The organism is Corallococcus sp. AB030, from assembly GCF_003668965.1.
Lineage (GTDB): Bacteria > Myxococcota > Myxococcia > Myxococcales > Myxococcaceae > Corallococcus > Corallococcus exiguus.
This window is the reverse complement of record NZ_RAWQ01000029.1, coordinates 37,740-63,337: the sequence shown is the minus strand read 5'-3', so window position 1 is coordinate 63,337 and position 25,598 is coordinate 37,740. Positions and strand designations below refer to the sequence as shown.

The window sequence follows — 25,598 nt, the reverse complement described above, 5'->3', positions numbered from 1 at the left end:
CGTTCAGCCTGCCCGGCGCCACCGAACACTACGCCGCGCCCCGGCCCGTGCGCGCCGAGCACGTGCGCATCGAGCTGGACCTGGACTTCGCCCAGCGCGCCCTGGTCGGCACCTGCACCACCCGCGTGTCCGCCGTCCGCACCGTGTCCACCGTCACCTTCGACGCCGTGGACCTGGACGTCACCGAGGCTCGCGTCGACGGCCGCTCCGTCACCTTCTCCAACTCCGGCGCGCACGTGCGCGTGGAGCTGCCTCGCGCGCTCGACGCGGGCCAGGCGTGCGACATCGCGCTCACCTACCGCGCCCGCCCCCGCCGCGGCCTCTACTTCTGGGGCCCCGACGCGGGCTACCCCGACCGTCCGCTCCAGTCGTGGACGCAGGGCCAGGACATCGACGCGCGCTGCTGGTTCCCCTGCCTGGACACGCCCGCGCAGAAGGCCACGTCGGAGGTCATCGCCACCTTCCCGGCGCACATGACGTCGCTGTCCAACGGCGTGCTCGTCAGCGATGTCACCACCGGCGAGCGGCGCACCCAGCATCACCGCATGGCGCAGCCGCACGCGCCCTACCTCGTCACGCTGGTGGTGGGCGAGTTCGACGAGGCCACCGACACCGCCGGCACCACGCCGCTGCGCTACCTGTTCCCCAAGGGGCGCCGCGAGGACGCGCTCCGGTGCGTGGCGCGCACGCCGCAGATGATTTCCGCGTACGAGTCCATCACCGGTGAGCCGTACCCGTGGAGCGGCTACGCGCAGGTGTTCGTCACGGAGTTCATCCTGGGCGGCATGGAGCACACCACCGCCACCACGCTGGTGGACACCGTGCTGCACGACGCGCGGGCACACCTGGACTACAACGCCGAGCCGCTCATCTCCCACGAGCTGGCGCACCAGTGGTTCGGCAACCTGCTCACCTGCCGCGACTGGCCCCACGGCTGGCTCAACGAGGGCTTCGCCACCTACTTCGAGGTGCTCTGGAAGGAGCGCGGCGACAACCGGGACGAGGCCGACCATCACCGGGCGCTCGACCTGGAGGCCTACCTCTCCGAGACGCGCGAGCGCTACGCGCGCCCCATCGTCGCCCGGAAGTTCCAGGCGCCCATGGACCTGTTCGACCGCCACCTCTACGAGAAGGGCGGGCTGGTGCTCCACGAGCTGCGCCGCCGCGTGGGGGATGACCTCTTCATGCGCGCCCTGCGCCACTACGTCGCGTCCCACCGCCACGGCGTGGTGGAGACGGTGGACCTGGCGCGCGCCTTCGAGGCGGCCACCGGCCACAACCTGGACCCCGTCTTCGACCAGTACGTCTTCTCCCCCGGCCACCCGGAGCTGAAGGTGGAGGTCCGCTACGAGGCGGACGACGCGCGCCTGCGCATCACCGTGCGCCAGACGCAGCGCACGGAGTCGGGCACGCCTGTCTTCCGCCTCCCGCTGGAGGTGGCCGTCACGGTGAACGGCGAGGACACGCGCCACCGGTTGGAGCTCACGGACGCGGAGCACCGCTTCCACCTGCCCTGCCCCGCCGCGCCCACGCAGGTGCGCGTGGATCCGCGCCGCGACGTGCTGGGCACGCTGGATGTGGACAAGGCCGTGGGGCTGTGGCGCGAGGAGCTGGCCAATGCCCCGGAGGCCCGCGCGCGCACGGAGGCCGCGCACGCGCTGGGGAAGGACGGAGGCCTGCGGTCGGTGGAGGCGCTGGGCCGCGCGCTGAAGGACGCGAAGCGGTTCTGGGCCACTCGCGCCGCGTGCGCGAAGGCGCTGGGCCGCATCCGCACGCCGGAGGCTCGCGCGCTGCTGCTGGACGCGGTCGCCACCGAGCACCCGCGCGTGCGCCGCGCCGTCGTCGCCGCGCTGGGCGAGTTCCGCCACGACGTGGAGGCGGCCGGGAGCCTGCGCTCGGTGCTGGAGGCCGGTGACGCCAGCTACTTCGTGGAGGCGGAGGCCGCACGGGCACTGGGACGCGTGCGCGCGCCGGATGCGCTGCCCCTGCTGGAGGCCGCCACCGCGAGGCCTTCATTCCAGGACGTCATCGGCGCGAGCGCGATGGACGGGCTCGCGGAGACGCAGGACCCCGCCGCGTTCCCGGTGGCCGTGGCACGCACCGCGTATGGCCAGCCCGCGTTCCTGCGCCGCGCGGCCGTGAGCACCGTGGCGAAGCTGGCGGAGGTGGCGAACCGCAAGCGCGAAGCGGTGGACCTGTTCGCGCAGCTCTTGCGCGACCCGCAGTTCCGCGTGCAACTGGCGGTCTGCGACGCGGCCTCCACGCTGGGCGACCGTCGCCTGCTGCCCGCGCTGGAGGGCACGACCTTCAGCGACCCGCGCACCCGCCGCTACGCCCGCGAGGCCGTGCGCACCCTGCGCGAAGGCGCGCCCCAGGCCCGTGAAGTCGCGTCGCTGCGCGAGGAACTGGACGCGCTCAAGCAGGAGACGCGCACCCTGCGCGAGAAGCTGGAGACGTTCACGCTGAACGCGCAGCCGGCCGCCCCCGTGCGGAAGCCTGTGCGCAAGCAAGCGGCGAAGCGTGGCCGCACGCCGCCCAAGCGTCGGCGCTGAGCCGCCACGGCTTCAGTCCGTCTGCCCCTGCAACGACTGGCGCAGGAACGCGCGCCAGTCCTCGAGCAACGCGGGCGACACGTCGTGGCCCAGGTCCGGGTAGGTCCTCACGTCGATGGGGACGCCCCGGCCCTTCAGCTCCGCGACCCGCTCGCGCGTGTGCTGCACGGGGATGATGGCGTCCTGCTCTCCCTGGAGCACCCGCACCTTCCGCGACACAGGCTGCCCCTGGACCGGGTCGCCCAGCAGCCGCGTCCCCATGGGCACCGCCGCGTCCACCAGCTCCGGGTGCCGGATGGCCAGCATCCACGCCAGGTCTCCCCCGTAGGAGAACCCCGTCACCACGACGCGGCGGAGCTCCGGGTGCGCCGCCCGGACCTCGCGGATCAACTCCGCGAGCCGCTCCGCCATGCGCTCCACGTCCTCCGTCTTCCCCTCCCACGTCTTCTCCTCGTGGTCCGCCTGGAACCACGTGAAGCCGTCACGGCGGGGCCTCGGGCCCTGGGGCAGCAGCGTGCGCACGGGGATGCCCAGTGACTGGATGGGCTCATCCCAGAACGCGGGCGTGGAGCCGGAGAAGTGCAGGGCCACGAGCAACGCCTCGGGCTTCGGAGCGCCCAGCGCCTCGCTCTTGTAGACGAGCGGGCTCTGCGCCGCCGGCGGCGTGCCCTGGGTGCTGGCACAGGCCATCCCCAGCAGTGACACGGCGAGCAGCACTGCGGCGGTTCGGGATTCGCGCATGCTCCCTCCTGTACCCGCCCGCTCGCCCGGCCTCCAGGGGCGCTGTCAGCGTCCTGCCCTCCGGCTTCACCGCGCCGTTCCGGCCCACAGTGTGTACCTGTAGACAAAGGGAACGCGCACGGGCGCCAAGACGCGCGCCCGCCAACGCCGGGGAGACCCCACCTCCCGGCAGGGCCGGCCACGCGGCGGAAGAGACGCGTGCCGGGTCCCACCAGGAGCGAGGCATGGCCGGAGGAGCCGCACGGGAGCTGGAAGCCATCTTGAACGCCGCGGTGGACCCCATCATCGCGTGCGGCCCCGAGGAGCTCATCCTGCACGTCAACGCGGCGACGGAGCGGCTGCTGGGCTGGGACTGCGAGCAGCTCGTGGGCAGGCCCATCACCGACCTCTTCCCGCCTCGCCTGCACCACTTCCATGGCCTCAGCCTGCCGCGCTACCTGCTGTCGCGCCGCAAGGCGCTCGGCGGGCGGCCCACGCGCGTCTTCGCCCGGCGGCGCGACGGTGTGGAGTTGCAGGTGGAGGTCACCGTGGGCGCCACCGGCCTGGACGGCGATGAGCGCATCGTCTTCACGCTGCGCCGGATGCACGAGGTCATCGACTCGCTGGAGGAGCCGGTGGAGCACATCCCCGGCGGCCCCGACGCGGCCTCGCACCAGGAGACGGCGGACCGGCTCTACCGGCTGCTCGTGGAGAACGCGCCCCTGGGCATCTTCCACTTCGACCGCAATCCCGTCATCACCGCGTGCAACGAGCGCTTCGCGGGCCTCATCGGCACGTCGAAGCGCAACCTGGTGGGCCTGAACCTCCTCACGCTGCGCGACGAGGGCATCATGACCTGCGTGCGCGAGTCACTGGCCGGCCGTGCCTGCGACTACGAAGGCGACTACCGCGCGCTCACCACCGGCAAGGAGATACCCGTCCGCATCCGCTTCGCCCCCTGCTACTCCGAGGACGGCACCGTCGTGGAGGGCGGCGTCGGCATCGTGGAGGACATCACCGAGCGCCGCCGCGTGGAGGCCGAGCGCGAGGAGAACCTGGCCCAGCTGGACCTGCTCGTGCGCAGCGCGCCGGTGGGCATCGGCTTCCTGGACACCAATCTGCGCTACGTGCGCGTCAACGAAACGCTCGCGCGCATCAATGGCATCCCCGCGGAGGACCACCCGGGCCGCACGCTGCCGGAGCTGCTCGGGGAGCCGGGCGCCATCGCGGAGCAGGGGCCCCGCTACGTGCTGCGCACCGGCGAGCCCATGGTGAACCAGGAGTCCGTCTCCGACGAGGACCTGGGCGCCCCCGGCCCCCGGCGCTGCTTCCGGGGCAGCTTCTATCCCGTGCGCACTCCCGACGGCCGCGTGCTGGGCGTGGGCGTCCTCATCGAGGACATCACCGAGCGCAGACGCGCGGAGGAGGAGCGCGCGCACCTGTACCGCGAGGCCCAGGAGGCCATCCGCGTGCGCGACGACTTCCTCTCCATCGCGAGCCACGAATTGAAGACGCCGCTGACGCCCCTGAGCCTGCGCCTGGCCACGCTGGAGCGCCGCCTGGAGCGCGGCGAGAACCTGGACCCCGGCGTGCTGCGCCACGCGCGCCACCAGCTCACGCGCCTCACCGGCCTCATCAACGACCTGCTGGACGCCTCGCGCATCGAGGCCGGCCGGCTGTCCCTGCACCCGGAGTCCACCCGCCTCGACCTGCTGGTGGAGCAGACGCTCGCCGGCATGGAAGGCCAGAAGGGCAACCACACCTTCGACTTCGAGCCCCCCCGGGAGCCCGTCTCCGTCCACGGCGACACGTTCCGGCTGGAGCAGGTCATCTCCAACCTGCTGGAGAACGCGCTCAAGTACAGCCCGGACGGCGGCACCATCCGCGTGCGGCTGTCATTGACGGACGACGTCGCGGTGCTGTCCGTGACGGACCCGGGCATCGGCATCCCGGAGGACCAGCAGCAGCAGTTGTTCGACCGCTACTTCCGCGCGCGCAATGCCTCCACCCGCTCCTACGGAGGGCTGGGCCTGGGCCTCTACATCAGCCGCGACATCGTGGAGCGCCACGGCGGCCGCATCTGGGTGGAGAGCGAACCGGGCCGGGGGTCCACCTTCTACGTCGCGCTGCCGACACTCGCCTCCGTGCGGCCTGCCCTCCCGCAAGTGTGGCCTGATCGCCACCTCCACTGAAGCAGCGGTCGCCCTTCACCTGAAAGAACTTCAGCCCTGCCTCTCCGCCCCGGACGAAGGCTGCATGCAAAGGGCTGGAATCCCACGCTCCCCAGCCCTGGCACGCCCCCTGCTCATGTGAGGGCACGGGAGGGAGAAGACCCATGGAAAACATGACGATGAAGAGCGAGTCCCCTATCAGCCAGGACAACGACGGGTGGCTTGTCCGGGTGAAGGTCGGCGGGCGCATCCAGGAGGTGCGCTGCACCTCGGAGAACCAGGCGCGCTACTTCGCGGCCGTGCTGTCCTTCAACAACGCGGTCCCCCCCTCGCGCATGCGCCACTAGCGCGCGAGGAGGAGGCGCCCGGCGTCAGGCATTGCGCCGGGCGATGTCGGTCGACAGCACGTTGGCGAAGGACACCCAGCCCAGGTACGGGGCCATGAACCATGGCGCCTTGCGGTCCACGCGGCTGGCGGCGGCGGTATACGCCGCGATGCTGCCCAGCAAGGCCCAGTTCTCCACCGCCGCGGCCTTGAGCTGGCGCTTGCGGAAGAACAGATGGGACCACGCGGCGTTGAGCCCCAGCTGCACGAACCACAGGCCCAGCGCGCGCGAGCGCTCGGCGCCCGCCGGTGAGCCCCAGATGCGCCAGCCGGACACGGCGATGAGTCCGTAGAGCGCCGTCCACACCGGCCCGAAGGCCTGCCGCGGCGGTTGGTAGGGCGGCTTCTTCAAGTGCTTGTACCAGCGGCCCTCCACGGCCTCGCGGGTGCTGCGCGCGTTGAGGAAGACCGCGCCCGCGGTGAGCGCGCTGAAGGCACCCAGCGCCACCAGCGATTCACGGTTGAGCGTGGCATTGTGTTCCAGGCCCTCGGAGCCTCCCAGCTCGCTGAGTTGCATGTCGTTCCTCCCGGACGTGGCGAAGCCGTTGTGCGAGCCCACAAGCTGTGTCCTCGCACAACGGCCTGCCATGTCCGCCTGCCTGCCCGGCTGGCCTCAGGGCTGCGCGGGGACGGACGCGGAGTCCATGGGGGCACGCGCCTCCGTGGCCACTCCTGACGCGAGCCAGCCCTTCACCAACGCCAGGTGCTCGGCCTCCGCGTCCAGCGCCAGCGTGAAGCGGTCCGCGAGCGTGTCATGGCCCAGGCCGCGCGCCAGGTCGATGAGCAGCTCCCAGCTCGCGTTGTCCGTCAACTCCGCCACCAGCAGCGCCTGCGTGGCCTGCCGCAGGTTGGTGCGCGGGTCGGAGATGGCCGCGGGCACGCCCATGGAGATGACCGAGGTGAGGTCCGCCGACGGCGTCATCGCCGTGGGGTCCGCGCCCAGCTTCTCCAGCGCCTCCGTCAGCAGCGCGAAGTGGCTCAGCTCATCATCGAGGATCTTCATGAGCAGCTCGCGCGACGGGCCTCCCTCCCAGCTGCCGAAGACCTCCAGCTTGGAGAGCGCGCCCTCGTAGAGCCGGACGCCGGTGCGCTCGAAGGCGAGCCGTTCGCCCAGCTTGTCGATGAGCACGGTGGGCTTGCCGCCCTTGAGCATGTCCACCGCGGTCTTCGCCATGCCCTTGAGGCTCGCGGGCGGCGGGACGCGGCCCAGGCCGTCACCGGCCTCCCGCATGTACTGCTTGCGCACCTCCGCGATGGCCTGCGCGTCACCCGGGCTGCTGGGCTCCGCGCGCTCCGCTTCCGCGATGATGTCCTTGCTGTCCACGGGTGACGTCTTGATGCCGGTGCGGTTCATCCCCACGTCGGCGAGGGTGTCCTTGCTCATTGCAGCCTCCTGCCTTCCAGCACCGAGCCCATGCGCTCCGCCTTCGCGGCGAGCTCCGTGCCCGGCCTCCATTTGTATCCAGCCGCCGCCGTCTCCGAGGGCGACCCTTCCGAGTTCAGCTGCGCCTGGTACACGAGCGTGCGGTGGTCCGGAGGCAGCTGGGACTTGTCCACGTACTCGGTGCCGTCGGAGCGCATGTCCACCTCCTGCGAGAGGACCTTGCGCACGAACTCGCGGTGCTCCTTGAACGCGATGGGCTCCGGCAGCGTGCGGGGCAGCACCTCCGCGGGGTCGCGCTTCTCCAGGCTCTTGAACAGCTCCATCACGTAGTGGAGGTGTCCCAGCTCGTAGTCCACGAACCGCTGCCACACCTCCTTGATGCGCGGGTTCGTCTCGTACGCGAGGCACGAGTGGTAGTTGTAGACCTCCATGGCCTCGTGGAGCATCCACTTCTCCAGCAGGGACTCGCCGGGGTCCATCAGCGAGCCGTACTGGGTGACGTGCTGCTCCTCGATGGAGGCGATCTCCGCGTAGAGCTGCCGCGCGACGGGGTCCGTGAACGTGGGGCCCACGGTCATGTAGTAGTCGTGCGTCTGGAACTCGGACGCGGTGATGGTCATCGCGTGCAGCTTGGACAGCGGATCCGCGGCCTTGCGGTCATACGGGCGGCGCAGGTCGTCCAGCGGATGGCGGTGCTCCACGGACGTGGGGCGGCCCGGAATGATGTCCGTATAGGACTGGGTGATGTTGTTGGGGTCCTGGCCTTCCAGCCGATCGTAGAGCGCGGAGTAGCGGTACAGGTGGTCGAAGTCCTCCAGCATCCCGAACCGGTACGTCTGGGCCAGATAGGGGTCGGGCTCGTGGATGGCCACGCTGGCCGTGACTTCAATGGCGAGCTGCTCGAAGCCGAGCGTGGTCTCGATGACCTTCTGGTCCGGCGGCGTGAGCCAGTTCACCAGCGTCTGCTGGTGGTGCTCCGCGCGGCGCACCAGCGCCAGGTGCGGACGCAGCTCCAGGCTGAGCCGCGCGAAGATGTGTTTCATGCGCAGGGCATCCGCTTCGATGCCGTTCATCAGGATGACGCGCGTCCGGGTGAATGCGTCGTCGTCCATCTTGCTGTAGGGCCGCCGCACGAGGTCCTTCCAGGTGAAGGCCTGACGCTCCACGGGGACGCCTTTTTCTTTGAACAGGTCCAGGGCCACGAGGTGACTCCTTCAGGGCAGGGACAGGGCATTGAAACGCGGGCGATGAAGGTCACCGCCTCGGGTCCCATGGAGTTGAAGGTTGTGGGCCACGCGCCGTCGGCAACAGACGGGCAGCCGTCGCCCGTAGGCCTCCAGGGACTGCGACGGCTCGCCGGGTCTCCTGCTTCGCAGGCCTCTCTGGGTCCTCCTGGATGAAGGTCCAGTTCCGTCCTGCCCCGCACGTGCCGAGGGGGCATCTCCCGGAGTAGCGTCTCGCCATCGACCTCGTGGGGAGGGTCCGTGGCGGGTGAGACGTGGAAGCTGATCCAGGAGCGCTGGCGCCATCACGGACGCGCGATGCTGGGCATCGCGCTGGCAGCCACACTCATCGCGTGGGCGTGCGAGGAGGCGAAGGTCCTCGAGAGCACGGAGCACATCGCCTACGACGAAGCCCTGGTCCGGTTCACTGGTGGCCGGAAAGAGTCCAAGCAGGTGGTCGTGGTGGCCATCGACCAGGACTCCATCGATGAAATCAGCCAGAACGCGCAGCTCCAGATCAACTTCGGCAACTGGCCGTACACGCGCACGCTGTGGGCGAGCATCGCGCAGGAGCTGAAGGCCCAAGGAGCCAGGGCCGTGCTGTTCGACGCGGTGATGGACGAGCGGACGGCCGACGAGTCCGTGGACTTGGGCTTCGCGCAGGTGCTGCGTGAGACAGGCCTCCCTTTCTACCTGGGCATGTCGACCAGCGAGTCGGCGAAGCGACTCGTCCACGCGGACCTCCAGGCCCCCGTGCCGCTGACCGTTCCCGAGGCCGCTCCCGCCGCCAGCCCTCCAGAAGACGACTCCTTCCCCGAAGAGGAGGAGTTCAAGGAAGCACCCGCTCCGGCCACGCCTGTGCTGACGCCCGGAGCCCTGGCGCGGGCACTCGCCTTCCCCGCGCGTCGGGCGGAGGGGGAGCCGTTGCCCAGGATTGGGCAGATGCCATCGAAGCCGGCACCGAAGCCCCGCTACCCGGTGCCTCCGACGCCCGCGCTGGTCAGCGCGGTGAACGGGGTCGGGCTGGTGGACATGGAGGCGGATGGAGATGGCTCCATGCGCCGCACGCGCTTCGCGTACACGGACGGCACCAATACCTACGTGACGCTGCCCGTGCGCATGATGGCGGACCTGCTGGGCGCGAAGGAGGTCGTGTTCTCCGGCCGCACCCTCCGCCTGGGTGAGCACACGTGGCACGTGGACCCGGACGGCAGCGCGGCGCTGGACTACGGCGGTCCGCTGGAAAAACGCTTCGTGGCGGTGAGCCTCTTCGACGTGCTGAACGACTGGATCCACCGTTCCAAGGGCGAAAAGCTGGACCTGGCCGCGGACATCTTCCAGGACAAGGTCGTCGTCATCGGCGGCACGGCGGTGGGCCTCAACGACATCAAGGCCACGCCCTTCTCCGCCGCGGAGCCCGGGCTGGTGAAGCAGGCCACGGTGGTGGACACGCTGCTGTCGGGCACGTTCATCACCCGCGCGCCCCTGGCCGTGGACCTGGGCCTGACATTCTTCGTGGCGCTGGTGTCCGTGGTGCTGCTGATGACGGCGCGCTGGACACCGCTGGAGGTGGCTTGGCCGGTGGCGCTGATTCTGGGGCTGCACGTGCTCACGGGCCTGCTGCTCAAGACGGCGCACACGCACGTGCTGATGGCGATGCCCGCGCTGGCGGGCGTGGGCGCGAGCGTGGCGGCGCTGGCGTTCAACCACCTGGTGGCCAACCGCGAGACCCAGTTCATCCGGCAGGCGTTCCACCGCTTCATGGAGCCGAAGCTGGTGGAGCAGATGATCCGCTCACGGCAGCTGCCGCGCCTGGATGGGGAGAACAAGGAGATCACCGCGTTCTTCAGCGACATCCGCGGCTTCTCCACCTTCAGCGAGCGCTTCAAGGAGGACCCGCGCCAGCTGGTGCGCATCCTCAACACGTACCTCACGACGGTGAGCGGGGCGCTGCTGCGCGAGGGCGGTTGCCTGGACAAGTACATCGGCGACGCGGTGGTGTGTCTCTTCGGCGCGCCCATGGCCCAGGAGGACCACGCCGTGCGAGCGTGCCGGGGCGCCCTGGCGGCGAAGGCTGCCGTGGAGGCGCTGCGCGTGGACTTCCGCGAGAAGGGTTTCCCGGACGTGTACACGCGCATCGGCGTGAACAGCGCGGTGAACTTCGTGGGCAACTTCGGCAGCGACCAGCTCTTCAGCTACACGGCCATTGGCGACGGCATGAACCTGGCCGCGCGCCTGGAGGGCGCGAACAAGGCCTACGGGTCGGTCATCATGATTGGCCCGCGCACGTACGAATTGGCGCACGAGCACATCGAGGTGCGCGAGCTGGACCGGGTGCGGGTGGCGGGCAAGACGGAGGCCGTCACGGTGTACGAGCTGCTCGCGCTCAAGGGCCAGCTGGACGCGTCCACCCGTCACACGGTGGCGCGCTACCACGAGGCCCTGGGGCTGTACCGTGAGGCCCGCTTCGCGGAGGCCGTGAAGGTGCTGGAGGCGGAGGCCGCGCGGTCGCCGGAGGACGGGCCCACGGCGAAGCTGCTGGAGCGCTGCCGCGAGTATCAGGAGGCGCCCCCGGAGAAGTTCGATGGCGTCGCGAATCTGGAGAAGTGACGGCGTATCAGGTTGGGGAGGATGACGATGAGACGATGGACCTGGGGCGTCGTGCTGCTGGCGCTGGGACTGCCGGCGACGGCCGCGTGGGCAGTGAAGAAGGACGAGAAGCTCTACGTGAAGGCGCGCAACACCCGCGTGCTCAAGAGCGCGGTGCCCACTGCGGACGTGGTGGCGGTGCTCCAGCCCGGGCAGCAGGTGACGTGGAAGGGCGCGGACCCGAAGAACGCGCAGTGGCACCAGGTGACGGAGCCCGGAGGCAAGGCCGGCTACGTGTTCCAGACGAACCTGTCCACGAAGCCGCCCGACATGGAGCTGGTGTCCAAGGACGGCAAGACGCGCGGCATCGACACGGCCTCCTTCGTGTCCAGCGGCGCGGCGGTGAAGGCGCTGAGCCCCGGCGCGGAGAAGTACGGCAAGGAGAAGGGCGGCGACTACGCGGTCGCGGTGTCGCAAATCAAGGCGCTGGAGGCCCTGGCCCTCAAGGTCACGCCCGTGGAGATCGACGCGCACGTGAAGCAGGCCGGGCTGTTCCCGGTCGTGGCGCCCAACACGAAGCTGGGCCCCCAGGCGAAGAAGGCGGTGAAGTGATGCGCTCGCGCATGGGATTGCTGGCGGTGGCGGGCCTGGGGCTGTGCCTCACGTCCTGTGCCCAGATGGCGAAGGGCCTGAGGGCCGCGAACCTGGGCGAGGACGCGAACCGGCTGGCGACCGCGGCGGAGAAGGTGGAGTCCTGCGACAAGCTGAAGGTGGAGCCGGCCATCCAGGAGGAGTACGCGCTGGGCAGCGCGCTGGCCATCCACTGGGCGCAGCAGAGCGGCGGGCTGATGCTGTCAGGCGCGGCGGAGGAGAAGCTGAATGCCTACGTCAACACGGTGGGCCGCAACCTGGCCATGCAGTCCCCCCGGCCGGAGCTGAGCTGGACGTTCGGCGTGCTCAAGGACGCGGAGAACTTCAACGCCCTGTCCGCGCCCGGTGGCTACGTGTTCGTCACGCGCCGGTTGCTCCAGGGCGTGGACAACGAGGCGCAGCTCGCGGGCGTGCTGGCGCATGAGATTGCCCACATCGTGCTCAAGCACGCGCTGCAACAGTACGTCTCCGTGAAGGTGAGCACGTGCAAGGGCGCCGCGGTGACGGGCGCCGTGGTGTCCACGGTGGCCTCGAAGGTGGTGGGCGCGAGCCGGGCGGACGGACGGCTGGACCTGGACTCGGACACGGGCCTGATGGGGAAGATGGTCGAAGGCACCGTGGACGCCTTCAGCAAGGGCAACCGCCGGGACGAGGAGCTGGCGGCGGACGCGCTCGCGGTGGAGCTGCTGCTGTCCGCGGGCTACGACCCGGGGGAGTATTCGCTGTTGCTCGGCAAGACGACCGGGGGCGGCGGACTCCTGGCGAACCACCCCAGCGCGAAGGACCGCAGGGAGCAGATTTCCAGGCTCGTCGAAGCGCGGCGGAACAACGCGGATCCGCTCGCGCGGGTGGACGTCGCGTCGCTCCAGCGGCCGGCCCTGCCCGCGGCCTTCGCCGTCGTGGGGCCCGTGAAGAAGTCCACGGGCGTGGCGAAGGACGCGAAGTAGGCGGAGGCCTTCAGCGCACCGTGGCCTGGCTCAAGGCGCGGTGCACGGACTCCAGGGCCTTGCGCGCCTCCAGCAGCTCGGCACGCTCGGCGGTGAGGGACGCGACCTGCTGGGCCAGCACGTCGCGCTCGCCCTGCAGCGTCTCCACGGCGCGGCGCAGGGAGGAGGACTCGTCCTTGGCGCCTTCCAGCTCCACGGCGAGGCGCTCCTCCTCCGCCAGGCTGTCGGCCAGGGCCGCCTTGCCCCTGGTCACGACCTGCTCCAGCGCTTCGTGCTCCTTCGCCGCGGCCTGGAGGGCCTGACGGGACTCCTGGAGGGACAGAAGCGCTTCGTCGCGCTCGCCTTCCAGGGAGGCCAGTTCGCGCTCCAGGTCGGCGAGCAGCTTCACGCGGCCCTCCATCTCCGCGGACAGGCGGCGGGCCTCGTCCATGCGGAGGCGGGCCTCCTCGGTGGCCTTCTCCGCCTGACGGCGGGCGACCTCGAGGTCCTGGGTCAGCGTGAGGTTGGCCGCCTTGACCTTGGTGAGCTCCGCCTGGAGGTGGGTGATGCGCTCCACGGCGCGCTGACCGGCTTCCGCGACGGTGGCGGGCAGCGGCTCCGGGCGAGGGTTCTCGCGCACGGCCTTGAGGCGGGCCTTGAGCTTCTCGCGGCGGGATTCGGAGTCGTCCTCGCGGGGAGGCGCGGGCGTCTGCACCTCGACGGGGGCGGGCGCGGCTTCCTGTCGGGCCACCGTCTCGGTGGTGGTGACGGTGGAGGCCTGGACGGCAACGTACGTCGTCATGGGCTCGGCCTCGGAAGGCATGCGGAGGGCCTGAACGCCCATCCGTCCATCGAACTGTACTCCGGGAGGCGGGCCCGCGAACGTGGCCGGCATGCCCCGGGGGGCTTCCGCCTGCGCCATCGCCGGGGGCGGCGAGGCGAAGGTGACTGGCGCGCCCCGAGTGTCGGCGCGAGGGGCTTCCGCCTGGGGAGGCACCGGCGCGGGGACGGCTTCCGCACGCGGAACAACCGGAGCCGGGTGCTCCACGCGGGCCACGTCGGTGCGCAGCGCTTCCGTGTGCGTCACGGAGTGGGCCAGGGGCGCCACGCGCGTCGGGTCCACGTGCGTGGCGGCTTCCGGACGCGCCGTCAGCGCATCCCAGCGCGCGGCGGCGGGCGGGGGCGGCTCCACGTGCGTGGGCGTCGGCTCGGCGCCCAGGGGCTCCTGGCCGAAGGCCTCGACCGCGGACTCCCGCTGCTGCGCGACGGACACGTTCCACGCGGACGCGGCGACGGCTTCCGCCACTTCGCGGTGCGACACCGGCGGCACGGCTTCCGCGTCCCAGACGGACTCCTCGGGCGCGGTCTCCTGCGCCACGTTCCAGCCGGGCGCGGTCTCCTGCGAGTCCGAGTCCAGCCACGGCGCAGGCGCAGCCTCTTCCTCTTCGCGGTGAGCCTCCGGGGACACCAGCGCGGACAGCGCGTGGGACACCGGCGAGAACGAGGGCGCCGTCACCGCCGGCAGCCCCTGCGCGGCGGCGGGCGGCGCGGTGTGCCTGGGCGGTGCGTTCAGCGCGGCCTCCATCGCCTCGGCGGCGGTGGGACGCGGGCCGGCGCGGCGTTCGATGCGCGAGCGCACCTCGGAGGACAGGTCCGGCGACTCCGCGACGGGCGCAGTCGCTTCCGGCGTGGTGGGCTCCGCGGCGGCGGCGGTCCCCGTGGGGTCGGCCGGGTCGAGGGCACCCGTCAGCGCCCCCAGGCGGAGGCGCGGCTTCGCGCGGGACACGTTCTGTTCGAAGGCTTTCTTCATGGGGAAATCTCAGCCGGCTTTCGTCGCGGTGCCGGCCTTCACCGCCGCGGCGTGCGCGGCCACCAGGCGCGGCAGCACGTTGTCCAGCATGGCCTGGATGTCGTTGGCGCCCTTGGACGTGGGGTCCGCCACGAACACCGGGCGGCCCTCGCTGGAGGCCTGCGCGAACTTGGTGCACTGCCGGATGATGGTGGGCAGCAGGTACTCGGGGTAGTGCGTCTGGAGCGCCTCCAGCGCCTCCTTCGCCAGCTTGAAGGTGGCGTTGAAGGAGTTCACCACGATGAACACGTGGTCCAGCACGTGGTTGAGGTCCTCCTCCAGGCTCTGCACCGTTTCGAACAGCAGCTTGAGGCCGTGGAAGGACAGGAAGTCCGCGAGCACCGGCACGAACAGGTCGTTCGCGGCCATCAGCGCGTTCAGGTTGAGCAGGCCGAAGGACGGAGGCGCGTCGAAGACAATGAAGTCGTACTGCGACTCCACGTCCTTGAGCGCGTTGCGCAGCTTGAACTCACGGCCGGCCATGGGCATCAGCGCCAGGTCCACCGTGGACATGCTCAGGTTGGACGGGATGAAGTCCAGGTTGGGCAGGGTGGACTTCTGCACCACCTGCGCGAGCGGCGTCTTGCGGACGAGCACGTCCAGCAGCGTCTTCTCGAAGTCCTCGCCCTCGTAGCCCAGGCACTTGGTGGCGTGGCCCTGGCTGTCCAGGTCGATGAGGAGGACGGCGTAGCCCAGCTCCGCCAGGCGCCACGCGTAGGACGTGGACAGGGACGTCTTGCCGGTGCCGCCCTTGAAGTTGAGGAAGAGCTGCCGGCGCAGGCCCGCGGTGGGCGGGAACTTGTTGAGCGTCGTGCGCAGCTCCCACACGTCTTCCGGGCCGTAGGCGTCCTTGCGCAGCTCCGAGGGGATGGACTTCGGAGTCACGCCGAGCATCTCGGCTACCTGCTTCGAGCTGTACGTCGGCGCTTCCATGAACGACCCTTCGGATGACGTGTGAGGCCTGGGCGGGTTGCACCTTGCCTCAAGCGGCGAAGTATTTGTGCCCCCTTCGCACGATGGCCCCTCGGGCCACCAGCAGGGCAACAGCCTCCTGGGCCAGCTCCGCCGGAGCGGACAGCCCGGACGTCAGCTCGGCGAGCGAGCGTCCGCGAACGGCGACCCGCACCTCCTGCAACATCGCCCCACACAGCGCTTCCACGGGAGACGGTCCGCGCTTGGGAGGAACCGGCGGCTGGGCGGCAGGCGCCGGAGCCCGGGCCGGAGGAGGCGCGCCCATGGCGACCAGCGCGGCCTGCACGGGCGTCCGCCGCACGGCGGGCTGCGCGGGCGCGGCGGGAGGAACGGGGGCTACCGGGCGCGACGGCGGCGCGGCAGGACCCGAAGCGAAGGAAACGGGACCACCGTTCGCGACCCGGGCGGGCGCCGGAGCCGCGGCGTGCATCGCGACCGGGGCGGAGCGGGCCGCCCCCACGGTGGCGACCGCGAGCGCGGGGGCGGCCATCGGCGTGGCGGTCCACTGCGAGGTGTTCGCGGCGACATCCGCGAGCGACACCGGCACGGCCGCGTGCGCGGGAATCGAAGGGAGGGGCTGCGCCGCCGCGACCGGGGCACTCACCTGCGGCGCGCCCATCACGGCCACCGGCGGCACCTGCGCCACCGTCACAGGCTGCACGGCATTCACCGCCACGGGCTGCGCCATCTCCGCGACCACGGGGGCCGCGCGCACGGGCTTCACTTCCAGCGTCGCGCGCACGGGCTTCACGGGCAGCGTCGCCAGCCGACGGATCTCCCGGCGCCGGTGCGCATCATCCAGCGCGACCACCGCGGACACGTCGTGCCCCAGGATGCGCGACAGGCTCTGCGCCGCCGCCTTGCGCACGCGCGCCTCGCCGTCGTCCAGCGCGCCCAGCAGCAGCATCCGAGCGTTCTCGCCCCGGCCCGCGCCCAGCGCCAGCGCCGCCAGCGCGCGGACCTCCGGATCCGTGTCGTGGATCGCGTCCTCGCCCAGCCGCCGCGCCGTCTCCCCCTCCAACCCCAGGGCCAACAGCGACGCGCGCCGGCGCACCGACCGGTCCGAATCCTTCATCGCCTGCGCCAGGTGCGGCGCCGCGTCATTCGGGGCAAGCACCAGCAGCGCCTTCAACGCCGCGATGCGCACCTCAGGCACCGGCGACGACAGGAGCGGCGACACCACCGACGCGCCCTCCTCCCGGCACAGCCCCGCGAACGCCTGCACCAGCGCCACCTGCGCCGTCGCGTCCGTCTCCGCGTGCAGCGCCGCCGCCAACGCGGGTGCCGCCGCCGGATGCGCCAGCGCCTTCAGCCGCTCCGCCGCCCGCACCCTCGCCGCCGCGTCCGCCGCCGACAGCTCCCGCACGGAGAACCCGAACAGCGTCTCGTCCGTGGTGCTGCCCGTATGCCCGGACAGCTCCGCCATCTGCTCCGGGCTCACCCGCAGGCGGCCCTCGCTCTGCAGCCGCTGCGCCTCGCGCGCCACCGGCGACAGCCCCGACTCCGCCGCGCCCGACGACACCGTCGAAGCCCGGGGCGGAATGGCCGGCGCGGGGCGCTCCGCCCACGGCACGTTCGGATCGGAGGACTTCAGCGGCACCGCCGGCCCGTTGAAGGGCGCGCGCATCGCCGGCACGTCCCCGCGGAGGATCACCTCGCTGCGCAGCTGGGAGATGAACGACGCCAGGTCGAACCCCAGCTCGTCGTCATCGTCCGAAGCCATGGCGCGTGACTGCCCGGAGGAGTGGATCCGGCTCGCGTCCAGCAGCTTCGCCATCAGCTGGTCGCGCTCCAGTCGCAGCGCGTGGTTGAGCCGGGACAGCTCCTCGCGCTCGGCCTGCGCGCGGGCGCTCTTCACCTCCATCGAGGCCACCTCCCGGCGCAGGTCCAGCTCACGCTGGTGCCGCTCCGACAGGTCCTCCTTGAGGTGCGAAAGCTCGTCGCGCGTGGACGCCAGCTCGCCATGCAACTGCTGCGCACGGGCCTCGAAGTAGACGATCTTTTCGAGTGCGCTCTTGAGCAGCGCGTCCGGACGCTCGTCACTCACGACTGGCTCTCGCCTCCCCGCGAAGGCGCTCGGCGGCGCTCCCCGGTTCGCTTCACCGAAGGGACTCCCCGGTTTCCCGGCTCGCCGCCGGGGCAGGCACCTTATGTCAGCCCTACGTGCTACGTAAACCACGGAAACACCAGGGGTTTTCCCCTGCTGGGGCACGCTGTGATTGACAACGCCGCCCGGGCCGATTTTTCGGCCTCGCGCTCGCGCGCACGCATGCTCCAATGCGCGCATGGCCCCTTCGCGCATCGATACCGCGGTCACCCGGATGTTGGGCATTCGCTATCCCATCATCGCCGCTCCCATGTTCCTGGTGTCCAACGCGGCGCTGCTGGAGGCCGCCGGACGCGCGGGCGCCATCGGGGCGGTGCCGTCGCTGAACTACCGCACCGCGCAGGCGTACCGGGACTTCCTGAACACGTTCCCGAAGGACGTGCCCTTCGGCGTGAACCTCATCCTCAAGTGGGCCGAGCGCCTGGAGGAGGACGTGGCCGCGACGGTGGAGCGCAAGGTGCCGCTGGTCATCACCAGCCTGGGCGACCCCACGCCCATCGTGGAGCGCGTGCACGCATACGGCGGCAAGGTGTGGAGCGACGTGATTTCGCTGCGCCACGCGGAGAAGGCCGTGAAGGCCGGCGTGGATGCGCTCGTCGCGGTGGGCAGCGGCGCGGGCGGTCACGCGGGCAACCTGAGCCCCATGGTGCTGGGCCCGTGGCTCAAGGCGGAGTTGGGCGTGCCGGTGGTGCTCGCGGGCGCGCTGTCCACGGGGCGCCACCTGGCCGCCACGCTCGCGCTGGGCATGGATGGCGCGTACGTGGGCACGCGCTTCCTGGCCACGGAAGAGGCCGGCGCCGCGCCCGACTACAAGCAGGCGCTGGTGGACTCAGGCCCCGAGGACCTGGAGTACACGAAGGAGGTCACCGGCGTGCACGGCAACTTCATCAAGAGCGCGCTGGAGCGCTTCCGCGCGGGCCAGGGCAAGGCGTGGAAGGACACCTGGAGCGCGGGCCAGGGCGTGGCCTTCGTGAAGGACGTGCTGCCCGCCGCCACCGTCGTCGAACGCATGGTGCGCGAGTACTCCGAGGCCCGCGCCGCGCTGCCGTCCGAATCCTGAAGCAGCACTGAAGCAACCCGGGTGTCGAGCCCCGCTTCCGGCCCCTTCCGCCGGAAGCGCGCGGTCTCCCCGGACCCGCGAAGTCGTCGCGAATCGCACGAAGCTACCTGGCACGTCGGGCGACCTCTCAAGGCCTTCCCGTGACGTCTTGGGAGGGGCGGAAGCGTGCCCGACTACCACCCCGGTTCGGCGCGCGTGACGCGCAAGCAAAAACACCCGGGAAGCCTTGCCAGACGCGCGCGTGGGAACGGCGGAAACGGCGGATTGTCGAGGGTTTGCGGGCCCCGTCCGAACGCCCGGGGATGTCAGACCCCACTCTTAATCTGTGTCTCACGAGGTCACGCAAGGCAGCGACTTCTCCCCGGTACCTCTCCGTCTGAAAAGCGGGGGGAGAAGCTCCTCTTTCGACAGGTTTTCCACGCCATGGAACAACGACTGGCAACCCTTATTGGAAACGCGGTGCGAGTGGCCCGGCAGCGGCTGGAGCTGACGCAGGCCGATGTCGCCGAGCGCGTTGGCATCGCCACCGAGGTGTACGGGCGGCTGGAGCGCGGGCACATGCTGCCCAGCGTGCGGACGTTGCGGAAGCTGTGCCTCGTGCTGAGCTGCTCGTCGGACGTGCTGCTCGGGCTGAGCGCGACGGCGGCGGTGACGGAGGACGGCGCGCCGCAGGTGGCGGAGGATCCGCCGGAGTACCGTGAGCGTCCGGAAGTGCGCCGCCTGCTGCGCACGGTGCGCAAGCTGGACTCCCCGCGCCTGCGCCTGTTGGGTCAGGTGGCGCACGCGCTGGAGCGATGAAGCGCTGAAGGGGGCTACTCGGCCGCGGGCTCCGCGTTCGCGTCCACGGGCGCCGGTGCTTCGCGGTGGACAGGGGGGGATGCAGCTCCGGCGACGGGCAGCCGGAGGATGAAGCGCGCACCGCCTTCGGCGCGGTTCTCCGCGTCCAGGGTTCCGCCCGCGCGCGCCACGTAGTCGCGGCAGAGCGCCAGGCCCAGGCCGGTGCCCTTGCCGGGCGGCTTCGTGGTGAAGAAGGGCTCGAAGAGGCGCGACAGCGCGGCCTCGGGGATGCCCGGCCCGTTGTCCTCCACCTCCACCCGCACGCGGCCGTCTTCCATGCGCGCGCGCAGCATCACGTGCGCGGGCTTGCTGGAGCGGGCGGCCTCCAGTGCGTCCGCGGAGTTGAGCAGCAGGTTCACCAGCACCTGCACCAGGTGGCGGGCCGTGACGCGCGCGGGGGACAGCCCCTGTGCCACGTCGCGCTCCACCACGCCCAGGCTGCGCAGGCGCACCGAGGCCAGCCGCTGCGCCTCGGCCAGCGCCTGCGCGACGTCGCAGGACTCCAGCTCGTCGGGGGCTTCACGCGAGAACAGGCGCAGGTCGGTGACGATCTGCTGGATGCGCAGCACGCCCTGCTGCGTCTCGTCCAGCACGCGCAGCACGTCCTCCAGGTCATCGGGCGAGCCGTGCGCCCATTCCTCCTGGAGGTAGTGCAGGTTCGACTTCACGTACGCGAGCGGGTTGTTCACCTCATGGGCCACGCCCGCGGCCAGCTGCCCCACCACCACCAGCCGCTCCACCTCCGCGCGCTGGCGCTCCACGCGCACGCGGCGCGACTCGCTCTCCGCCAGTTGGCGCAGGGCCTCCACGCGCTCCAGGTGCGCGTTGCGCTCGGCCGCGCGCAGCTTGCGGAAGGCCTCCGCGCCGTGCGCGGACACCGCGAACACGAAGAGGAGGCTGATGCACTGGCTGACGAACGCCATCCAGGGCGCGTGCGCCAGCCACATCATCAGCAGCACCGCCACCAACGTGCCGGCCATGGCGGACCACACCGGCAGCCGCTGGCCCGGGACGAAGACGGCGACGAAGAGGGGCACCGTGTAGAATGACGGGAACAGCGGGCTGGACAGGCCTCCAGTGAGCTGGATGCACACGGCGAGCGAAGTCAGGCTGACGACGCCCGCCGTGATGCCGCTGAACGGAGGGCGCAGCCACCCCGCGCCGACCGCGGTCCCCAGCACGAGGAACGACACGGTCCAACCCAGGTTCACCAGGAGGTAATCCGCGCGGAAGCCACCCAGGACCAACGGGTGTGCCAGCGAGCCCAGCGCGATGATCAGCGCGCACCACCAATACGTGCGGCGCCGGACCCGCCGGCGGGCCCAGACATCCGCGTTCGCGTCGTCCCACGCGCTGGAGGTTGGAGACGTCACCCCGGCCCGGACCGCCCGGCCGCGCTGCGCGGCGCGAAGTACAGCGTCATGTCGAGTCCTCCCGTGGACGTCGCAGCCGGCGGGACTTCCCCAAACGCACCGCGTCCCGTCCCCGTTTCTTCGCCTGTCCGCCGCCGGAGGGCAAGATGGGGTCAGGACACACCGCGCGAAGTCGACATCCCCGGCACTCGGCACCGGTCCACACGGCCTCGAAGAGGGCGGTGGTCCGGTCGATGGTGTCGAAGTCCTCCGTCACGAAGCCCATCTCGAAGTTGCGGACGTCGTCGCCCTTGGCGCCCAGGCCCGCGCCGGTGAGGTTGGCGCTCCCCAGGTAGACCCAGGCGCCGTCCACCACCACCGCCTTGAAGTGGACGCGCGGGCACACCTTCAGCTCCAGGCCCCCCTTCACCAGTCGGGAGCGCGCGTCGAACGCGGCCCGGAACGGCCGGCTGGGCAGCTCCGCATGTAACAGCCGCAGCGCCACGCCCCGGGCGGCCAGCCCATCCAGCACCTCCAGGAGCGGAACGAAGGCCCCCTTCGAGCGCTCCACGTACATGGCCTTCACGTTGGCGGTGGCCATCCACACCGACTCGCGCGCGTGGGCCAGCTTGCGCAGCACCACCTCCTGGTACAGCGCGCTCCCCGACAGCAGCTCCGCGTCGATGGGCCTCATCATGTCACCCAGCGTCGCACACTGGATTACACGAAACCATCCCCCTCCCCTCGCGAACGTCCTGCGGTGGAAGGAGACCCAGGCGCCCGCTTGACCGGTGACCGGCGGTCATTTAACTCCGGGTCATGGAGGGAGCACTGGCCGCGAAGCGGGTCGTTCCACTGCGGGCGCGGCGGGACGAGGACAAGGAAGCGCGGCGGCGGGAGCTGCTGGACGCGGCGCGAGCGCTGTTCGAGGCCACGTCGTTCGCCGAGGTGAAGATGGCGGACGTCGCGGCGCGCACGGGCCTGGCGAAGGGGACGGTGTTCCTCTACTTCCCGACGAAGGAGGCGCTGTTCCTGGCGCTCCTGGACGACCTGCTCACCGCGTGGTTCGCGAAGCTGAACGGGCGCCTCGCGGAAGACGGCACGTGGACGGGCCACCAGTTGGCGCGCACGGTGGCCGACTCGCTGAAGGGCGAGGAGACCTTCACGCGGCTCCTGGCGCTGGCGCAGACGGTGCTGGAGCAGAACGTGACCGTGGAGCAGGCGCGAGCGTTCAAGGAGCGCGTGCTGGTGGCCATGGGGACGACGTCAACGCTGCTCCAGCAGCGGCTGCCCTTCCTCACACCCCAGACGGCGGGCCAGCTCATCCGCTACGTGCACGCGCTGGTAACAGGCCTGCGGCAGATGGCGGACATCGCGCCCGTGGCGCGCGAGGTGTTGACGCTGCCGCACATGGCGCCCCTGCGCGTGGACTTCACCGCTGAATTGACGACGGCCATCACCACCCTTCTTCGCGGGCTCGAGACCCGCTGACCCTTTGCGTCTTTCTTGAAACGGAGCCCGTCATGCTGGAAGCCGTCGCGTCCCTCCTCCCCCAGGCCACGGTTGAAGTGGACCGCATCCGCGCGGTGTTCGAGTCGCAGCGCGCGAACCGCTGGAACCTGTCGCGCAGCACTCCCGCGGAGCGCATCGCGAGGCTGCGCAAGCTGCGCGAGGCCATCATCGCGCGGCGCGAGCAGCTGGCGGAGGCCATCCACCAGGACTTCCGCAAGCCTGCGATGGAGGTGGAGCTGACGGAGATCCACCCGACGCTGGAGGAGCTGAACCACACGGTGAAGCACCTGAAGTCGTGGATGAAGCCCAAGCGGGTGGCGACGCCGCTGACGCTCAAGGGCGCGTCCAGCCACGTGCGCTTCGAGGCGAAGGGCGTGGTGGTCATCTTGTCGCCGTGGAACTACCCGTTCCAGTTGCTGGCGGCGCCGCTCATCGCGGCCATCGCCGCGGGCAACGCGGTGATGCTCAAGCCCAGCGAGAAGACGCCGCACACGTCGCGCTTCCTGGCGAAGCTGGTGCGAGACATCTATCCGGAGAACGAGGTGGCGGTGTTCGAGGGCGGCGCGGAGGTGGCGGAAGTGCTGCTCCAGCAGCCGTTCGACCACTTCTTCTTCACGGGCAACCCGAACATCGGCCGCAAGGTGATGGCGGCGGCGACGAAGTTCCTGTCCAGCGTGACGCTGGAATTGGGCGGCAAGTCGCCGGTCATCATCGACGAGTCGGCGAACCTGAAGGCGGCGGCGGAGGCGCTGGCGTGGGGCAAGTTCGTCAACGCGGGCCAGACGTGCGTGGCGCCGGACTACATCTACGTGCCGGCATCGAAGCAGCAGGAGTTCCTGGAGGCGTTCAAGGCGGTGCTGACGCGCTTCTACGGCGCGACGGAGGCCGAGCGTCAGGCGAGCCCGGACTTCGCGCGGGTGGTGGACCCGGCGGCGTGGAGGCGGATCAAGGAAGTGCTCGACCGCACGGTCGCCGCGGGGGCGAAGGTGGAAGCGGGCGGTACGGCGGACGGGCCGTCGCGGTACGTGGCACCCACGGTGTTGTCCGGGGTGACGACGAAGATGCCCATCATGGAGGCGGAAATCTTCGGGCCGGTGTTGCCGGTGCTGACGTACGAGCGGCGCGAGGAGGTCTACGCGCACATCAACGAAGGCGGGAAGCCGCTGGCGCTGTACGTGTTCTCGCAGGACTCGAAGAGGGTGGAGGAGGTGCTCCAGCACACGACGTCCGGCGGGGTGGTGGTGAACAACGTGCTCATCCACGTGGCGAACCCGAACCTGCCGTTTGGCGGGGTGGGGATGAGCGGGTTGGGGAACTACCACGGGCACTACGGCTTCAAGACGTTCAGCCACGAGCGGGCGGTGATGGTTCAGTGGATGAAGTCGCTGGCCGCGGTGTTCTTCCCGCCGTATCGGGGAAAGACCCAGGAATGGGCTTCCAAGGCGACCCGGATGCTGGAGTAGGTCCTGGGGAGGGAGAGAGGAACCGGCATGCGCGTGGTGTCAGTGGAGGAGGCCCTGGTCCCGGGAGACCTGCAGGCGGTGTTCGACCGCCTCCAGGCGCGCCGCTGGGAGCTGGCGAAGACAGGGCCCAAGGAGCGCCTCGCGCGGCTGGAGAAGCTCAAGGCGCTGCTCCTGGAGCGGCGTGAGGAGCTGGCGGACGCGCTGCACGAGGACTTCCGCAAGCCGCCCGCGGAGGTGGAGGCGACGGAAATCCTCCCCGTGCTGCTGGAGCTGGCGCACGTGCAGAAGCACCTGAAGGCGTGGATGAAGCCGCGCAAGGTGGGGGCGCCGCTGCTGCTCGCGGGCACGAAGAGCGAGGTTCATCCGGAGCCCAAGGGCGTGGTGCTCGTCCTGGCGCCGTGGAACTACCCGTTCCACCTGCTGGTGTCGCCGCTGGTGGCGGCGGTGGCGGCGGGCAACGCGGTGCTGTGCAAGCCGAGCGAGAAGACGCCGGGCACGGCGCGCTTCCTGGCGCAGCTGCTGCGGGACGTGTTTCCGCAGGACGAGGTGGCGCTGGTGGAGGGCGGCGCGGAGGTGGGCGAGGCGTTGTTGCGGCTGCCGTTCGACCACTTCTTCTTCACGGGCGGGCCGCGCGTGGGCCGGCGGGTGATGGAGGCGGCGGCGCGGCACCTGTCGGGAGTGACGCTGGAGTTGGGTGGGAAGTCGCCGGTCATCGTGGATGCGTCAGCGGACGTGGACGCGGCGGCGGAGCGGATTGTGTGGGGGAAGTTCCTCAACGCGGGACAGACGTGCATCGCGCCGGACCACGTCTGGGTGCACGCGTCGAAGGAAGAGGCGCTGCTCTCCGGGATGAAGGCCGCGCTGGAGCGCTTCTACGGGAAGACAGAGGAGGCACGGCGCGCGACGCCGGACTTCTGCCGGATGGTGGATGACGGCGCGTTCAAGCGCGTGTGCCGACTGCTGGATGAGTCCGTGGCGGGAGGAGCGCGGGTGGTGGCGGGCGGCGGCGTGCACGCGGAGACGCGCTACATCGCGCCGACAGTGCTGGCGGACGTGACGCCGGAGTCGGCGGTGATGGACGAGGAGATCTTCGGGCCGCTGTTGCCGGTGCTGCGCTTCGAGTCACTGGATGAAGTGGTGACGCAGGTGCGCGCGGGCGGCAAGCCGCTGGCCATGTATGTCTTCAGCCATGAAGAGGCCACGGTGGAGCGCCTGCTGAAGGAGACGAGCGCGGGCGGCACGGTGGTGAACAACGTGGTGTTGCACAACGTGAACCCGCACCTGCCCTTCGGAGGCGTGGGGCAGAGCGGGCTGGGCGCGTACCACGGAGAAGCGGGCTTCAAGGCCTTCAGCCACGAGCGCGCGGTGGTGCGGCAGGGCCGCACGGCCTTCACGAACCTCTTCTTCCCGCCGTACCGGGGCAAGGCGCAGCGACTGGCCCGGCTCGCGAGCAAGCTGTTCGAGTAGCCCGGTGGGGCCCCGTGCTCGCGGGGCCCCTGGGACTTCTCCGCTGCGCAGGCCCGGGGCTTCCTGGCCCGTGCGCGCGACGTACTCCGGGTAGCCGCTGAAGCAGCTCGTCTCTCATTTCCTGGCACTCCGACTGGCAGGAGGCCTTCGCTTTTCCGTGCGGCGAGAGCCGAAAGTGTCGGGGCCCGGAAGGAACGGGGCCCGGTGCGACTGGCGGGCAGGTTGAGCCACTCCGCAAGGACATACAACCCATCCCATCCCCTCATTGCCCTACCTGGCTGACGACCGGCAGGCTATGGGCCGACTTTGTCTTTCGGGGGATGGATGCAAAAGCAATCTCTATCCAGGCCAGTTCCATGGCCATGGCATGGCCTCCTG

Annotated in this window: 20 protein-coding genes; 11 read left to right on the top strand and 9 right to left on the bottom strand. The window is 70.7% G+C overall.

Annotation, left to right across the window (positions count from 1 at the left end; all coding sequences use genetic code 11):
- Nucleotides 1–2,552: M1 family aminopeptidase (locus tag D7Y15_RS10300; protein WP_121752440.1), on the top strand; the 2,552-nt coding region annotated here is incomplete at its 5' end.
- A gap of 12 nt (nt 2,553–2,564) precedes the next feature.
- Here the strand turns inward: D7Y15_RS10300 and D7Y15_RS10295 are convergent.
- A complete protein-coding gene (locus D7Y15_RS10295) occupies nt 2,565–3,293 on the bottom strand; it encodes an alpha/beta hydrolase (RefSeq protein ID WP_121752439.1) in 729 nt (242 codons plus the stop codon).
- Nucleotides 3,294–3,517: 224 nt separating this feature from the next.
- Between D7Y15_RS10295 and D7Y15_RS10290 the strand changes: the two genes are divergently transcribed.
- Together D7Y15_RS10290 and D7Y15_RS10285 are read left to right on the top strand one after the other, a co-directional pair.
- The gene (locus D7Y15_RS10290; RefSeq protein WP_120574692.1) at nt 3,518–5,464 is read left to right on the top strand and encodes a PAS domain S-box protein; all 1,947 of its coding nucleotides are present in this window, start codon (nt 3,518–3,520) and stop codon (nt 5,462–5,464) included.
- A gap of 143 nt (nt 5,465–5,607) precedes the next feature.
- On the top strand, nt 5,608–5,790 hold the full coding sequence (locus D7Y15_RS10285; protein ID WP_120574693.1) for a hypothetical protein: 183 nt from the start codon (nt 5,608–5,610) through the stop codon (nt 5,788–5,790).
- A gap of 24 nt (nt 5,791–5,814) precedes the next feature.
- Here D7Y15_RS10285 and D7Y15_RS10280 read toward each other — a convergent pair whose 3' ends face one another.
- The 3 genes from D7Y15_RS10280 to D7Y15_RS10270 form a co-directional block, all read right to left on the bottom strand.
- Entirely contained in the window at nt 5,815–6,345 is a 531-nt protein-coding gene (locus D7Y15_RS10280) for a TspO/MBR family protein (RefSeq protein ID WP_120574724.1), read from the bottom strand.
- Nucleotides 6,346–6,441: 96 nt separating this feature from the next.
- The gene (locus tag D7Y15_RS10275; protein ID WP_120574694.1) at nt 6,442–7,212 is read right to left on the bottom strand and encodes a ferritin-like domain-containing protein; all 771 of its coding nucleotides are present in this window, start codon (nt 7,210–7,212) and stop codon (nt 6,442–6,444) included.
- On the bottom strand, nt 7,209–8,414 hold the full coding sequence (locus D7Y15_RS10270) for a hypothetical protein (RefSeq protein ID WP_120574695.1): 1,206 nt from the start codon (nt 8,412–8,414) through the stop codon (nt 7,209–7,211). The genes D7Y15_RS10275 and D7Y15_RS10270 overlap by 4 nt, the downstream gene beginning before the upstream one ends.
- A gap of 282 nt (nt 8,415–8,696) precedes the next feature.
- On the opposite strand from D7Y15_RS10270, the gene D7Y15_RS10265 reads away from it, so the two are divergent.
- The 3 genes from D7Y15_RS10265 to D7Y15_RS10255 are packed head-to-tail and all read left to right on the top strand — an operon-like array spanning nt 8,697 to nt 12,622.
- Nucleotides 8,697–11,045, top strand: a complete 2,349-nt coding sequence (locus tag D7Y15_RS10265) for a CHASE2 domain-containing protein (protein ID WP_121752438.1) — start codon at nt 8,697–8,699, stop codon at nt 11,043–11,045.
- 27 nt (nt 11,046–11,072) lie between these two features.
- Complete coding sequence (locus D7Y15_RS10260; RefSeq protein ID WP_120574725.1) at nt 11,073–11,636, top strand: SH3 domain-containing protein; 564 nt, start codon at nt 11,073–11,075, stop codon at nt 11,634–11,636.
- On the top strand, nt 11,636–12,622 hold the full coding sequence (locus D7Y15_RS10255; RefSeq protein ID WP_233604881.1) for a M48 family metalloprotease: 987 nt from the start codon (nt 11,636–11,638) through the stop codon (nt 12,620–12,622). Before D7Y15_RS10260 ends, D7Y15_RS10255 begins: the two co-directional genes overlap by 1 nt.
- Before the next feature lie 10 nt (nt 12,623–12,632).
- Here D7Y15_RS10255 and D7Y15_RS45620 read toward each other — a convergent pair whose 3' ends face one another.
- The 3 genes from D7Y15_RS45620 to D7Y15_RS10235 are packed head-to-tail and all read right to left on the bottom strand — an operon-like array spanning nt 12,633 to nt 17,469.
- Nucleotides 12,633–14,411, bottom strand: a complete 1,779-nt coding sequence (locus D7Y15_RS45620; protein ID WP_233604880.1) for a hypothetical protein — start codon at nt 14,409–14,411, stop codon at nt 12,633–12,635.
- Nucleotides 14,412–14,420: 9 nt separating this feature from the next.
- Complete coding sequence (locus tag D7Y15_RS10240; RefSeq protein WP_120574697.1) at nt 14,421–15,383, bottom strand: ParA family protein; 963 nt, start codon at nt 15,381–15,383, stop codon at nt 14,421–14,423.
- A gap of 49 nt (nt 15,384–15,432) precedes the next feature.
- Nucleotides 15,433–17,469 carry a HEAT repeat domain-containing protein gene (locus D7Y15_RS10235; RefSeq protein WP_121752437.1) on the bottom strand — a complete coding sequence of 679 codons (2,037 nt, stop codon included), beginning with the start codon at nt 17,467–17,469 and terminating at the stop codon, nt 15,433–15,435.
- Nucleotides 17,470–17,707: 238 nt separating this feature from the next.
- On the opposite strand from D7Y15_RS10235, the gene D7Y15_RS10230 reads away from it, so the two are divergent.
- Nucleotides 17,708–18,589, top strand: a complete 882-nt coding sequence (locus D7Y15_RS10230) for a nitronate monooxygenase family protein (RefSeq protein ID WP_120574699.1) — start codon at nt 17,708–17,710, stop codon at nt 18,587–18,589.
- A gap of 423 nt (nt 18,590–19,012) precedes the next feature.
- A complete protein-coding gene (locus D7Y15_RS10225; RefSeq protein ID WP_120574700.1) occupies nt 19,013–19,387 on the top strand; it encodes a helix-turn-helix transcriptional regulator in 375 nt (124 codons plus the stop codon).
- Between the two features lie 14 nt (nt 19,388–19,401).
- On the opposite strand, the gene D7Y15_RS10220 is transcribed toward D7Y15_RS10225, so the two are convergent.
- Both D7Y15_RS10220 and D7Y15_RS10215 read right to left on the bottom strand, forming a co-directional pair.
- Nucleotides 19,402–20,799, bottom strand: coding sequence for a sensor histidine kinase (locus tag D7Y15_RS10220; RefSeq protein ID WP_120574701.1), 1,398 nt, complete (start codon nt 20,797–20,799; stop codon nt 19,402–19,404).
- A gap of 46 nt (nt 20,800–20,845) precedes the next feature.
- Entirely contained in the window at nt 20,846–21,472 is a 627-nt protein-coding gene (locus tag D7Y15_RS10215) for a phospholipase D-like domain-containing protein (RefSeq protein WP_120574727.1), read from the bottom strand.
- Nucleotides 21,473–21,597: 125 nt separating this feature from the next.
- Here D7Y15_RS10215 and D7Y15_RS10210 point away from each other — a divergent pair, with 125 nt between their 5' ends.
- From D7Y15_RS10210 to D7Y15_RS10200, 3 genes are read left to right on the top strand one after another with little or no spacing between them, the layout of a single operon-like run.
- Nucleotides 21,598–22,269 (top strand): TetR/AcrR family transcriptional regulator, encoded by a 672-nt coding sequence (locus D7Y15_RS10210; RefSeq protein WP_121752436.1) that lies wholly within the window; start codon nt 21,598–21,600, stop codon nt 22,267–22,269.
- A 32-nt stretch (nt 22,270–22,301) separates the two neighbouring features.
- Entirely contained in the window at nt 22,302–23,753 is a 1,452-nt protein-coding gene (locus D7Y15_RS10205) for an aldehyde dehydrogenase family protein (RefSeq protein ID WP_120574703.1), read from the top strand.
- Between the two features lie 27 nt (nt 23,754–23,780).
- Nucleotides 23,781–25,220: an aldehyde dehydrogenase family protein gene (locus D7Y15_RS10200; protein ID WP_120574704.1), complete on the top strand. Its 1,440-nt coding sequence runs from the start codon at nt 23,781–23,783 to the stop codon at nt 25,218–25,220.
- The last annotated feature ends 378 nt before the right edge of the window (nt 25,221–25,598 follow it).

Coding starts and splice junctions, on each gene's coding strand:
- D7Y15_RS10295 (WP_121752439.1), bottom strand. CDS start 3,293: ATGCGCGAATCCCGAACCGCCGCAGTGCTGCTCGCCGTGTCACTGCTG.
- D7Y15_RS10290 (WP_120574692.1), top strand. CDS start 3,518: ATGGCCGGAGGAGCCGCACGGGAGCTGGAAGCCATCTTGAACGCCGCG.
- D7Y15_RS10285 (WP_120574693.1), top strand. CDS start 5,608: ATGGAAAACATGACGATGAAGAGCGAGTCCCCTATCAGCCAGGACAAC.
- D7Y15_RS10280 (WP_120574724.1), bottom strand. CDS start 6,345: ATGCAACTCAGCGAGCTGGGAGGCTCCGAGGGCCTGGAACACAATGCC.
- D7Y15_RS10275 (WP_120574694.1), bottom strand. CDS start 7,212: ATGAGCAAGGACACCCTCGCCGACGTGGGGATGAACCGCACCGGCATC.
- D7Y15_RS10260 (WP_120574725.1), top strand. CDS start 11,073: ATGAGACGATGGACCTGGGGCGTCGTGCTGCTGGCGCTGGGACTGCCG.
- D7Y15_RS10255 (WP_233604881.1), top strand. CDS start 11,636: ATGCGCTCGCGCATGGGATTGCTGGCGGTGGCGGGCCTGGGGCTGTGC.
- D7Y15_RS45620 (WP_233604880.1), bottom strand. CDS start 14,411: ATGAAGAAAGCCTTCGAACAGAACGTGTCCCGCGCGAAGCCGCGCCTC.
- D7Y15_RS10240 (WP_120574697.1), bottom strand. CDS start 15,383: ATGGAAGCGCCGACGTACAGCTCGAAGCAGGTAGCCGAGATGCTCGGC.
- D7Y15_RS10230 (WP_120574699.1), top strand. CDS start 17,708: ATGGCCCCTTCGCGCATCGATACCGCGGTCACCCGGATGTTGGGCATT.
- D7Y15_RS10225 (WP_120574700.1), top strand. CDS start 19,013: ATGGAACAACGACTGGCAACCCTTATTGGAAACGCGGTGCGAGTGGCC.
- D7Y15_RS10215 (WP_120574727.1), bottom strand. CDS start 21,472: ATGAGGCCCATCGACGCGGAGCTGCTGTCGGGGAGCGCGCTGTACCAG.
- D7Y15_RS10210 (WP_121752436.1), top strand. CDS start 21,598: ATGGAGGGAGCACTGGCCGCGAAGCGGGTCGTTCCACTGCGGGCGCGG.
- D7Y15_RS10205 (WP_120574703.1), top strand. CDS start 22,302: ATGCTGGAAGCCGTCGCGTCCCTCCTCCCCCAGGCCACGGTTGAAGTG.
- D7Y15_RS10200 (WP_120574704.1), top strand. CDS start 23,781: ATGCGCGTGGTGTCAGTGGAGGAGGCCCTGGTCCCGGGAGACCTGCAG.